9 protein-coding genes and 1 pseudogene are annotated in these 12,191 nt (G+C 68.7%); 1 reads left to right on the top strand and 9 read right to left on the bottom strand.

What is annotated here, in order from left to right:
* Positions 1-141: 141 nt before the first annotated feature.
* Positions 142-1,671: a glucan biosynthesis protein gene (locus tag ABS361_08390; protein XBY46225.1), complete on the bottom strand. Its 1,530-nt coding sequence runs from the start codon at positions 1,669-1,671 to the stop codon at positions 142-144.
* Positions 1,672-2,115: 444 nt separating this feature from the next.
* Between ABS361_08390 and ABS361_08385 the strand changes: the two genes are divergently transcribed.
* Positions 2,116-2,442: a hypothetical protein gene (locus tag ABS361_08385; protein XBY46224.1), complete on the top strand. Its 327-nt coding sequence runs from the start codon at positions 2,116-2,118 to the stop codon at positions 2,440-2,442.
* 190 nt (positions 2,443-2,632) lie between these two features.
* Here the strand turns inward: ABS361_08385 and ABS361_08380 are convergent, their stop codons facing one another.
* The 8 genes and pseudogenes from ABS361_08380 to ABS361_08345 form a co-directional block, all read right to left on the bottom strand.
* Positions 2,633-3,904, bottom strand: coding sequence for an ABC transporter substrate-binding protein (locus ABS361_08380; GenBank protein ID XBY46223.1), 1,272 nt, complete (start codon positions 3,902-3,904; stop codon positions 2,633-2,635).
* Between the two features lie 69 nt (positions 3,905-3,973).
* Entirely contained in the window at positions 3,974-4,828 is an 855-nt protein-coding gene (locus ABS361_08375) for a carbohydrate ABC transporter permease (GenBank protein XBY46222.1), read from the bottom strand.
* Positions 4,825-5,772, bottom strand: coding sequence for a sugar ABC transporter permease (locus ABS361_08370; protein ID XBY46852.1), 948 nt, complete (start codon positions 5,770-5,772; stop codon positions 4,825-4,827). Before ABS361_08370 ends, ABS361_08375 begins: the two co-directional genes overlap by 4 nt.
* A gap of 183 nt (positions 5,773-5,955) precedes the next feature.
* A pseudogene (locus ABS361_08365) lies at positions 5,956-6,945 on the bottom strand (ABC transporter ATP-binding protein).
* A gap of 1 nt (position 6,946) precedes the next feature.
* Positions 6,947-7,768 carry a metallophosphoesterase gene (locus ABS361_08360; protein ID XBY46221.1) on the bottom strand — a complete coding sequence of 274 codons (822 nt, stop codon included), beginning with the start codon at positions 7,766-7,768 and terminating at the stop codon, positions 6,947-6,949.
* 99 nt (positions 7,769-7,867) lie between these two features.
* Positions 7,868-8,986, bottom strand: a complete 1,119-nt coding sequence (locus tag ABS361_08355) for a DNA topoisomerase IB (GenBank protein ID XBY46220.1) — start codon at positions 8,984-8,986, stop codon at positions 7,868-7,870.
* A gap of 83 nt (positions 8,987-9,069) precedes the next feature.
* A complete protein-coding gene (locus ABS361_08350) occupies positions 9,070-10,095 on the bottom strand; it encodes a GlxA family transcriptional regulator (protein XBY46219.1) in 1,026 nt (341 codons plus the stop codon).
* 48 nt (positions 10,096-10,143) lie between these two features.
* Complete coding sequence (locus tag ABS361_08345) at positions 10,144-12,162, bottom strand: CocE/NonD family hydrolase (protein XBY46218.1); 2,019 nt, start codon at positions 12,160-12,162, stop codon at positions 10,144-10,146.
* Between the last annotated feature and the right edge of the window lie 29 nt (positions 12,163-12,191).

Genomic DNA, 12,191 nt, shown 5'->3' with positions numbered 1-12,191 from the left:
ACGCCGGAATTTCGAGAATATGACAGCGTTTCGCGAGGCGGTGCCGTCGCTTTGCAGCGGGACGCCTGCCTGTGGACGGCGGGGCACTCTGGCCCGGCCCGACGCCGGAATTGCGGCGAGCCGGTCAGGCCGCGCGCGCGCTCACGGCGTCCAGCGGTAGAGCCAGGTCTCGCTCACCGGCTTGGTCCCGTCGGTCAGCAGCAGCCGCAATTCGGAGAGCGGCACGTTGCGCGTGTCGAGATCGAAGGTCACCCGGAAGCCGCCCCAGACCGGATTCGGGCGCAGGATCGGGTTCAGGATCTTGCCGGCCGAGGCCGAGATTTCGAGCCTCACGGCGCCGGCGGCGGGCATGTTGCCCTGGAAATCGACGACGAAACGGCGGCTCGTCCCGTTGGTTCCCTGACCCTCGCGCGTGTCGGTGCAGACGCCGAGTTCCGGATTGGTCGGCGCGCCGGGCGCCCAGTGCAGCCGATAGGCGGCCGAGAACTCCTGGCCTGCGGGCAGCTTCGCCTTCGGCCGCCAATAGGCGACGATGTTCTCGTGGATCTCGCTCTCCGACGGGATCTCGACCAGCACGACCGAGCCTTGGCCCCAGTCGCCGACCGGCTCGATCCAGGCCGAGGGCTTCAGGTCGTAGCGGGTCTCGAGATCCTGGAACTCGGCGAAGCTGCGCCGGCGCTGCGCGAGCGCGAAGCCGCGCGGGCTCTGGTCGACGAAGGCGGAGATCTGCAGGTTGCGCGGGTTGGCGAGCGGCCGCCAGATCCGTTCGCCCGAGCCTGTCGTGATCGCCAGACCGTCCGAAAGATGCACGGCCGGGCGCTGGTCGTCGAACCGGGTCCGGTTGGTGGCGTCGTAGAGGAACATCGAGTTCAGTGCGCCGAGGCCGACATGGCCGATCTCGACGCGCGGAAACAGGGTCAGCTCGACGTCGATGGTCGTCTCGTCGCCCGGGCGCAGCGTGAAGCGGTAGACGCCGGTGGTCGACTTGCTGTCGAGCAGCGCGTGCACGATGACCGAACTGGCGCCGGTCTCCGGCCGCTCGATGTAGAAGCGCGTGAAGACCGGGAATTCCTCGCCGTCTGGATCGGCCGTGTTGATGGCGAGACCGCGCGCGGTCAGGCCGTAGTTGAGACCCTTCGACAGCGCCTTGAAATAGGTCGCGCCCTGGAAGGTCGCGAACTCGTTCCAGCGGTCTGGCTCGGCGAGCGGCCGCCGCAGCCTGAAGCCGGAGAAGGCCAGATCCTGCTTGGGATCCTCGGGCGGCTTCACATTCGGCCCGTAGTCGAACATGTCGCGGTTGAAGGCGAGCCGCGAGGCGGTGCCGTCCTCGACCAGATAGAGCATGACCGGCTGGCGGTAGACCGAGCCGGTGTGCAGCGGCTCGAGCCGGAAGCCGCGGCCCTCGTCCTTCCAGATCGTCAGGTCGCGCTTCCAGCGGATCTCGCGATACTGCTCATAGGAGAGATCGGCGAAACGGGCCGGCAGGTCGAGGGTCGATTCCTGATAGGGCTCGGCGGCGAGCTTGCGCGCCTCGTCGAGCAGGGCGGACCGGGAGAAGGCGAAGCGGGCCGCGGGCGGAGCCGCCGCTTCGGCCGGAGACAGGGCGGCCTCGCCCGCGAGCGCCGCAACGGCCGCGAGAGCGAAGGACTGCAGGAATTCACGACGATCCATCAATGCGATCCGCGACAGGCCGGAGGTGCGACCGGCGAAGCCGGTCGATCATGTGATACACGCGACCGCGGCAGGCCGGTCGCGCGCCGAATCGGCGCCGGGGGCCGTCCGTCTCCGGCCCGCGCAACGCCTCGTTCGTTCGGCTCCGGCGCCCCCGCTGGAACCGGCGCGACCATAGACCATTCGATCAAGTGTTTCAAAATGTTCGAATGCGCGGACGTCACTTTCGAGGCCCCGCGCGCTCTGGTCGTCCCCGGACACGAACGACAATCCGTGCGCCGGCCGGCGCCGCGACCGAATTTCATCTGGACACGACTCGTGAACCGTCATTCCATTGTCACGGAACTGTGCATCGCCCGAAGGGAGAGACACGGGATGGCGTCTGGGATTGACTGGACCGGGTTCGGACCGACCGCGTGGGGATGCGCCGCCTTGGCGGTCGCAATGGGGGTTGCGCCGGCCTTCGCCGCCGAACTCGGCGCGGATGACATCCGTCGCGAGCTGATCGGCCCGACCATCCATTGGTGGGCCGAGGACCAGCGGTTCCACGGCGAGGTCGTCTTCGATCCGAGCGGTCGCGCGGCGATCGCCAGCGACGATCCGCAGACGCTCGACGAAGGCAGCTGGCGCTTCGCCGGCGATCAGCTCTGCACCACCTGGCAGCGCGCCCGCGGCGGCCTCGAGAAGTGCTACCGCGTCCGCAAGATCGCCTCGAACCAGTACGCGACCACCGGCGGCAACGTGTTCGAGATCCTGGCGCCGGGGAGTTGACGCCGCTCGTCGGTCCGGAGGGTCGGCGGTGGCGCGGGTGGGCGTACGTGCACAATCTGCGTGCCGCACTGCACAGTTTGTGCTGCTGAGACAAGCGGGCGTGTGCCCATGGTAAAAAGGCCGCCGGTTTCCCGGCGGCCTTTCGATCGGTGGTACGAGAGGCCGCGTCGGGCGCCGCCCCGGGCATGGCTCAGGGCAGGTTGCCCTTCGGCAGGAGCTTGGTGACGTCCTGGCTCATCGCCTTCAGCGCCTGCTCCGGCGTGACCTTCTGCTCGACGAGCTGGGCGATGTTGTCGACCATCGACTGCGTGACCTTGACGCCGTTGTTGCCCGGGAACGAATACCACGGGATCATCAGATCGAGCTGCGACAGGCCGGCCTGATAGAGCGGGTTCTTCTCGTAGAAGGTCTTCAGGAACCGGTCGTCCTTGGCGGCGAGTTCGTTGGTCGGCACGTAGCCGGTGCCCGGCACCACGACCGACTGGCCGAACGGGCCGGCGACGAACTTGATGAACTTGTAGACCGCTTCCTGCTTCTTGGGGTCCTTGGTGAACATCACCGCGGCGTTGCCGCCGGTCGGCAGGCGGCCCTTTTCGGCGTTGATGACCGGCATCTTGGTCGTGCGCAGGTCGAACTTGCCGCCGACGCCGTTGATGATCGACTTCAGACCGCCGGTGGTCCAGAAGAACAGGCCCATCTTGCCGGCCGTGAACGACTGCACCATCGCATCCGAGGTCAGCGCCGGCATTTTGCCTTCCTTGACCATGCGATCGAGCAGCGTCAGCGCGGCGAGGCCTTCAGGTCCGTCGAAGGCGACCTTCTTCTCGTCCGCGGTCAGCATGGTGCCGCCGTTGCCGAACAGGAGCGCGGAGAACATCCAGTCGTCGCCCATCCAGCGGTAGCCCATGCCGACGGTGCCGTCGCCGAGCGCGTCGATCTTGGCGGCGAGCTTCAGCACGTCGTCCCACTTGGTCGGCATGTGCTCGGGATCGCCGCCGGCCTTCCGGACCAGATCGGCGTTGTAATAGAAGATCGGGTTCGAGGCCGCGAAGGCGAGACCCATCTGCTTGCCGTTGAAGCGGGCGAGGTTCAAGAGCGTCTCGGAGAAGCCCTCGTCCTTGAAGCCGGCGTCCTTCGCGATGAACGGCTTCAGATCGACGCCGACGCCGCGCTCGGCGAGCACGCGCAGGCGGTTGAGCCCGATGAAGCTCATGTCCGGCATGTCGGCCGAGTTGGCCTGACGCAGGATCAGCTGCAGGCCCTCCTCATAGGTCGGCGACGGCGACGCGAAGGTGATCTTCACGTCCGGGTTCTGCTTCATGTACTCGGTCGAGATCGTCTCCATGACGGACTTGAAGAAGCCCGGCATGGGGTAGTGCACGACGATCTCGGTCTGCTCGGCCCGGACGGGCGTGGCGAGGAACGCGAGACCGGCGGCGAGACCGGCGAGCCAACGGCGCATGGGTTCTCTCCTTCTCTTGAGTTTTCGGGGTGACGTCTTCTTGGTTGTTGGACGGCAGTCCCGACGGGTTCAGCCCTTGAGGCCCGTCATGGTGATGCCTTCGATGAAGGTGCGTTGCGCGACCAGGAACATCGCGACCAATGGCGCGGTGATGACGACGGTCGCGGCCATCAGCGCGCCGTAGTCGTCGCCGACCTCGGCCGCGCGGAAGAACAGGAGCCCGAGCGGCGGCGTGGCGAGATCGGTCTTCGAGATCGCGATCAGCGGCCAATAGAGGTCGTTCCAGTGCGCGACGATCGAGAACACCGCGAAGGCGGTCGCCGCCGGCCAGGCGTTCGGCAGCACGACCCGCCAGACGATCGCCAGTTCCGACAGCCCGTCCATGCGCGCCGCCGCAATCAGGTCGTCCGGCATCGCCTTGATGAACTGGCGGAACAGGAAGATCGCGAACACCGACAGCGTGAACGGCGCGATCAGCACGGCGAGCGTGTTGAGGAGCCCGCTCTCGCGCGCCGCCCAGTAGAGCGGGATCGAGATCGCGTGGATCGGCACGAGGAGGCCGGTCAGTACGAGCCCGAACAGGACCTCGCGGCCGCGGAATTCGAGCTTCGCCATCGCGTAGGCGCAGGGCAGCGCGAACAGGATCTGGAACAGGACGATCGCCGCGCAGACCACGACGCCGTTGATCAGGATCCGGAGCATCGGGATGCGCGTCAGCGCCTTGCCGTAGTTCTCGACGACCGCCCAGTCATGCGGGACCAGCGAAAGGCCGGAGGAGAACACCTCGGCCTGCGGCTTCAGCGAGGTCGATACCATCCAGGCGTAGGGCAGGAGCACGATCGCCGCGCCCGCGATCAGCACCGCGAGCCGGATCAGCCGGCCGGGCGAATAGGCCGAGCCTTGGGAGTAGGGCGCCGCGCTCATGAATAGTGCACCCGCTTGTCGAGGACGCGCGTCTGGATGATGAGCAGCACCACCAGCACCGCGATGAACGCGACCGCCATGGCCGAGGCGACGCCGGTGTGCAGGTAGACGAAACCCTCCTCGTAGATCGTGTAGAGGAGCACTTCGCTCGCCTTGCCGGGACCGCCCTGGGTCAGGGTCGCCACCGTCTCGAACACCTTGACCGCGTTGATCATCTGGATCGTGACGACGAACAGCGTCGTCGGTCCGAGCATGGGCCAGGTCACCAGCCGGAACCGGTCGAGCGCCGACTTCGCGCCGTCGATCTCGGCCGCCTGATAGAGCTCGCGGTTGATCGCGGTCAGCCCGGCGAGGAACAGCACCATGTTGAAGCCGACCGACTGCCAGATACCGATCAGCGCCAGCGCGATCAGCACCGTGTCGGACGAGCCGAGCCAGTTCAGCATCGGCAGGCCGAGCATCTTGGCGAGGAGATTGATCGGGCCGATCACCGGATGCATCAGGTACTGCCAGACCGTCGCCATCGCGACGGTCAGCGACACGACCGGCAGGAAGTAGATCGAGCGGAACACGCTCTTCAGCCCCACCTCCGCCTCGATCAAGAGCGCGAGCCCGAGGCCGAGCGCGACCGAGACCGGCGTGACGATCGCGACATAGACCGCGGTGTTACGGATCGAGGTCAGGAAGGTGCGATCGGAGAGCAGGTCGCGGTAGGTATCGAGGCCGATGAACCGCCAGTCGGACGAGCCGAGTTCGGCATCGGTCAGCGACAGGGCGAAGATCGCCAGCGTCGGCGCGACCAGCAGGATCGCCATCAGCACCGCGGTCGGGGCGGTGAGGCCCCAGGCCGCGCGCTCGTCGTGGCTGTTGCGCCGCACCTTGCGCGCCGCCGCGACCGGGATCGGCGCGGGCGCGAGGCCGGGCGAGAGCGTTGCGTCAGACATGCGCGAGCTCCGCGCCGACCGGCAGGCCGTCGGCCGCGATCCGCGCGCCGCTCTTGGCGAAGACCAGCGGCTTGGCGGTACGGTCATGGGCGAAGAGCGGCCCTGGCCGAGCGTGCCGACCGCTTCCGGCGCGATGCGGGCGATCAGCGGATCCTCGCCGTCGGCGATGCGCAGATGCACCAGCACCTGCGCGCCGTGGAACTCCAGACGGTCGAGATTGACCGGCAGCGCACCCGGACCGGGCGTGCCGTCGACGACGAGGTCTTCCGGCCGGATCCCGAGCTTGACGTCGTCGCCGGCGATCGCCTCGAGACCCGTCGCGAGTCGCGCGCCGAAGCGCATCGCCGAGCCGTCGCGCTCGACCTTGGCGGCGATGACGTTGATCTTCGGGCTGCCGATGAACTCCGCGACGTCGAGATGCGCCGGGTTGCGGTAGATCTCGGCCGGCGCCGCGACCTGCAGGAGCTTGCCGCCGAGCATGACCGCGATGCGGTCGGCCATGCTCAGCGCCTCTTCCTGATCGTGCGTGACATAGACGGTGGTCGCGCCGAGCCGGCGGTGCAGCGCGACGATCTCGCCGCGCATGTGGACGCGCAGCGCGGCGTCGAGGTTCGACAGCGGCTCGTCCATGAGGAACGCCGCCGGGCGGCGCACGATGGCGCGGCCGAGCGCGATGCGCTGGCGCTGGCCGCCGGACATCTGCGCCGGCTTGCGGTCGAGAAGCTGGGTGATCTTGAGGCTCGCCGCGGCGGTCTCGACATCGGCGGCGATGCCCTTGGCGATCGCGCCGCGGCCGAACAGCGGGCCGAGGATCGGCAGGCGCTGCCAGCCGTTCATGCGCCGCATCACCAGCGGCATCGCCATGTTCTGGCGCGCGGTCAGGTGCGGATAGAGCGCGTAGGACTGGAACACCATCGCGACGTCGCGGTCGGCGGCGCGCAGCGGGGTCACGTCGCGGTTCGCGATCGAGACGACGCCCGAGTCCGGCCGCTCGAGGCCGGCGATGATGCGCAGGAGCGTCGACTTTCCGCAGCCGGACGGGCCGACCAGCGCGATGAATTCGCCCTCGGCAACGGCGAGCGACAGGTCGTGCAGCACGCCGTTGCCGCCATAGTGCTTGGCGATGTGGTCGAGGCGGATCTGGGTCTCGGGGGGCTGGGAGCGGGGCGCCATCTCAGGCCACCGCCTGCGAACGCGGATAGATCGCGTCCATGTGCGGGTCGATCTGCAGATCGGCGACCGCGGCGGGGCGCTCGAACCGGCTGACGACGCCGTCGGCATCGAATTCGAGGATCACCGCGCCGATGCGCCGGCTGCCGCCGAGATCTTCCTGGCTGTCGCCGCAGACGAAGGCGCTCGACGGGCTCCAGAGGTGCTCGACGGGACCGTGCTGCACCTTCTTGGCGATGTGCAGATGACCGGAGGAGACGAGCTGGACATCGGCCTTGCGCAGGATGTCGAGGAGGATCTTGCGCGGCTCCGGCGTCACCGTCCAATAGCCGCGCGGCCCCTCGTCGGCCGCCTCGATGAACATCGGCTTGTGCTGGAACAGCGCGATCTTCGACGTCGTCTCGACCGCGCCGCGCAGCCACTCGAACTGTTCGGCCTCCTCGCGGTGGCCGGTGCCGTAGAGCATGGCGTTGAGGCCGATCAGGCGCCAGCCGGGAATGTCGAGCGTCCAGCGATCGTCGGCGACCTCGTCGCGGAAGCGGGCGAGGCGTTCGTCGTTGACGACCTGATCGGCGCGGATGGTCGCGACGTCGCCGACGTCGTGATTGCCCGGCACAGCCAGGAACGGCACGCCGAGCGCGCGATGCCAATCGGCCGCGAAGGCCATGTCGTCGGCGTCGATGGCGCCGTTCATGGAGAGATCGCCGGTGTTGACGATCAGGTCCGCCTGCTCCGCCGCCAGCCAGGCGCGCATCGCCTCGGCATTCTCGGCGAAGTGCCGATGGCGCGGCGACAGGTGCGTGTCGGAGATCTGGATGATCCGCATGGGTCGGCCCCTCGTTCTTTCGGAGGGGGGTCTAGGCCGGGGGCGTAACGGTTCGATGACGATTCCGACGCGACAGGCGTCGCCTGTGGGAAAGGTCCCTCAAGCGGCCGCATCGAGCCGGCGGCGCAGGCGGGCATGCAGGAAGGCCAGCACCGCCGCCTCCGCCGGATCGAGCGCGTCGATCGCGTCGCGGAGCTCGTCCTCGACCTCGCGTCGGATTTCGAGCAGCAGCGAGCGGTCGAGATAGGCGTCGACCACGTCCGGGTGGACGTAGCACTTCCGGCAGATCGTCGGCGTGTTGCCGAGCCGCGCCGCGACCCGTTCGATCGCGGCGCGAAGGTTCTTCTTGGCCTTGGCGGCCGTGTCGAAGGCCTCGAACTCGTCGAGTGCCATGGCGGCGAGCACCGTGCCGGCCCAGGTCCGGAAGTCCTTGGCGGTGATGTCCGCGCCGGTGATCTCGCGCAGGTAGCCGTTGACGTCGGCCGAGGTCACGTCGCGGATCTCGCCGTCGTCGTCGCGATACTGGAACAGTTCCTGGCCCGGCAGTTCCTGGCAGGCGCGCACGATCCGGGCGATGCGCCGATCCTTGAGCCCAAGGTTCCACAGTTTGCCGCTCTTGCCCTTGAAGCGGAACTTCAGATCCGAGCCTTCGACGCGGACATGGCGCGCGTGCAGCGTGGTCAGCCCATAGCTCTCGTTCTGCCGGGCATAGTCGTCGTTGCCGACCCGGATCAGCGTCGTCTCCAAAAGCCGGACCACGGTCGCCAGTACCTTTTCGCGCGGCAGGCCGCGCCGCGACATGTCGGCGTCGACCCGCTCGCGGATCTTCGGCAGCAGCCGGGCGAAGGTGACCAGATGCTTGAACTTCACCTCGTCGCGCACCGCACGGAAATCGGCGTGGTAGCGATACTGCTTGCGCCCCTTGGCATCCCGGCCGGTCGCCTGGATGTGGCCGCGCGGATTGGGCGCGATCCAGACTTCCGTCCAGGCTGGCGGGATGGCGAGCGCGCGGATCCTTCCGAGCACGGCCGCATCCTTGATCAGCGCGCCCTTGGGGTCGCGGTAGGAGAAGCCCTTGCCGGACCGGCGCCGCGTGATGCCGGGCCGATCGTCGATCAGATAGCGCAGTCCCGCGCTCTCGGCCGCCTCGCGGCTGTCGATCGCGGTGGAAGGGTCGACGGCTTCGGCGGGATCGATCGGCGCGGTGTGCTGCAGCATCCCGAGCGAACGCGCACGCCGCCGGCCGGTTCCGCGCCTTCGAGCCGGCTCAGGATCTTCGGATGCTCAGGATGGTCCCACGCTCAGGATGGGCGGACCGCGAGCGGGTCGCTGCGCCCCATCGCCGTGCCCGGCCCGGCGCCGACGCGGCCGACGCTCTGGCGGTCGCGGCGTGGCGACAGGCCGAACTGCGCCCGGTAGGCGCGCGCCAGACACGAGGCGGAGGTGAAGCCGGTCGACAAGGCGACGTCGAGGACGCTGAGATTGGTCTGTTGCAGGAGTTCGCGGGCGCGGGCGACGCGGATACGGTTGTAGTAGCCGATCGGCGTCGTGTTCAGATGCGCGCGGAACAGCCGTTCGAGTTGGCGATCCGACACGCCCGAGATCGCGACCAGCGCCGAGATCTCAAGGGGATCCTCGATGTTCTGCTCCATCGCCTCGATGACGCGCACGAGCTTCGGATTGGCGAGGCCGAGCCGGTTGGCGACCTGCATGCGCTGGTGCGAGCGCCGGTCGCGGATCCGCTCGTAGATGAACTGTTCGGAGACCGATGTCGCCAGCCCGTAGCCGTGTGCCTCGGCAATGAAATGCAGCACCAGATCGAGCGCCGCCGTGCCGCCGGCGCAGGTGAACAGCTTGCCGTGCACCTCGAACAGCTCGTCGGTCACGTCGAGCCGCGGGAACGCCTGCCGGAACGCCGGCACGGCCTCCCAGTGCATGGTCGCCGGCCGGCCGTCGAGGAGACCGGCGGCGGCGAGCACGAAGGTGCCGGTATCGAGCGCCCCGATCGTGGCGCCGAGCCGCGCGTGCCGGCGCAGCGCCGCGAGCACGGTCTTGGTCGCGCCGCGCTCGGGATCGAAGCCGGCGACGACGACCAGCGTGTCCGAGGTCGCCAGATCGGCGAGCGCGACATCGGCCATGACGGTCATGCCGTTGGAGGCTTCGGCCGGCTCGCCGCTGCAGGTGATGAACCGCCAGGAATAGAGCGTGCGGCCGGAGAGCCGGTTGGCGACGCGCAACGGCTCGACCGCCGAGAACAGCGCCATCATCGAGAAGCCCGGCACGAGCAGGAAGGCAAAATCCCTTGTCTTCTGTGCCGTGGCCGACATGCGCGCTCCCTCGATCGCCGGCCGGTTCGTGCCCGGCTTGTTCTGCCGTCAGATCATCACCCGCGGAACCGACTGCGTCCACTCCCGCCGCGCGATCTCCGCGCCGTCCTCCTGCACGACCATGCGGCCGGCGATCTGGAACGCCGTCGCGGTCGCCTCCATGGCGGCGACGGTCTCGATCCGGATGTTCCAGTCCGGGCCGGTCATCGTATAGGCCTGCGAGACCGTGTAGGCGGCCGAAAGCGGATCGTCGGCGCCGATCTCGAGATCGCGGGTCAGGTCGTGCGACAGCGCCACGCCGATCTCGTCGAAGCGCAGCACGCCTTCGCCGAACACGCCGCCTTCGCCGATCGTCCGGTAGCGCGACACGCCGTTGAGGAGATCGAACGTGACCTCGCGCCCGAGCCGTCCCGGATCGACCTGCGTGATCGGCGCCGGGGTGCCGCGGGCCGGCGGCTCGAACCGCACCGCGTCGTCGGCCGGCCCGCGCGACCGCACGGGCAGGGCGAAGCTGCTGCCGCCGGTACGGATCGTCAGCGTTGCGGCTTCCGGCGCCGGCCAGATCAGCGGCCAGTAGGCGGTCGAGATCGCGATGCGGATGCGATGGCCGGCCCGGAACCGATGGCCGCAATCGTTGAGCTTCACCCGCACGGTCTCGAACCGACCCGGCACCAGCGGCGCCGGCTCGGCCGAGCCGTTGCGGTGGGTGAGGTTCAGGACCTGATAGGAGACCCTCAGCGACGAACCGTCCGGGGCGACGTCGCAGAGCCGGATGCAGAGCTGCGCGACCGGCTTGTCGGAGGCGAGTTCCAGCGTCGCGAGCGGCGTGCCGAGGATCTCGGCATCCTCGGCGAGCGGCTCGGAATCGAACACCAGCGACAGGCCGTCGTCGAAGCGCTGGTCGCTCGGCTGTTCGCCGCGACAGCCCGTGCCCATCCATTCGCCGCAGGTGGAACCGGTCCAGGCCGGCGAGTGGATGGCGAGATCGGTCGAGGTCTCGCCGGCATGGGCGACCAGCCGACCGGGCGCCAGATGCAGGCTGCGCGGATGGACACGCGGGCTCGGCCAGACGGCTTCCGCGACCCAGTGCCCCGGCATCGGATCGGCCCAGGCGCCGGCCGGATGCCAGTCCTCGACATAGGCGCGCAGCATCGGCTCGGCCATGATGCCGGTGTCGATGCCCTTCAGCCAGTGATCCCACCAGCGCAGGGCCTCCTGCAGGAAGCCGATTGCCGGGCCCGGCACGCCGTCCTGCGGATAGATGTGCGCCCAGGGGCCGATCAGGCCGAGCCGCGGCACGCTGAGGCCGGTGAGCAGCCGCGACACCGCATTGGTGTAGGAATCCGCCCAGCCGCCGACGGCGAAGACCGGACATTCGACGGCCGCAAAGTCCTCGCCGATCGAGCCGTGCCGCCAATAGGCGTCGCGCGTCTGGTGTTCGAGCCAGAGCGCCGGGAAGAACGGCATGTGCTCGAGCCGGCGCACCCATTCCTCGCGCCAGTCGGGCCGGAGCGCACGCTCCGGCGGCCTCGCCTGATAGGCGAGCATGATCGAGCCCCACCAGAGATTATCGTTGAGCAGGCAGCCGCCCATGTAGTGGATGTCGTCGGCGAAGCGGTCGTCGGTCGAACAGACGCTGAGCACGGCCTTCAGGGCCGGCGGCCGGCGCGCGGCGACTTGCAGGCAATTGAAGCCGCCCCAGCTCTTGCCCATCATGCCGACCGCGCCGGTGCACCAGGGCTGCGCGGCCATCCAGGCGATCACCTCCAGCGCGTCGTCCTGCTCCTGCGCCAGATACTCGTCGTCGAGCAGCCCGTCGCTCTCGCCGGAGCCGCGCATGTCGACGCGCAGCGCCGCATAGCCGGCGGCGGCGAAGAAGCCGTGCATCGGCTCGTCGCGGCCGCGGGTTCCGTCTCGCTTGCGGTAGGGGATGTATTCGAGGATGCCCGGCACCGGATGGGCCTCGGCATCCTCCGGCAGCCAGAGCCGAGCGGCGAGCCGCGTGCCGTCGGAAAGCGGGATGAACAGATTTTCGATGACGCGGACGGACTTGGTCGCTTCGCTCATGATGTCCCTTCGGCCGGCGGGCGCCGGTG

This window comes from Ancalomicrobiaceae bacterium S20 (assembly GCA_040269895.1).
Classification (GTDB): domain Bacteria; phylum Pseudomonadota; class Alphaproteobacteria; order Rhizobiales; family Ancalomicrobiaceae; genus Methyloraptor; species Methyloraptor flagellatus.
This window is presented reverse-complemented; position numbering and strand designations above follow the sequence as displayed.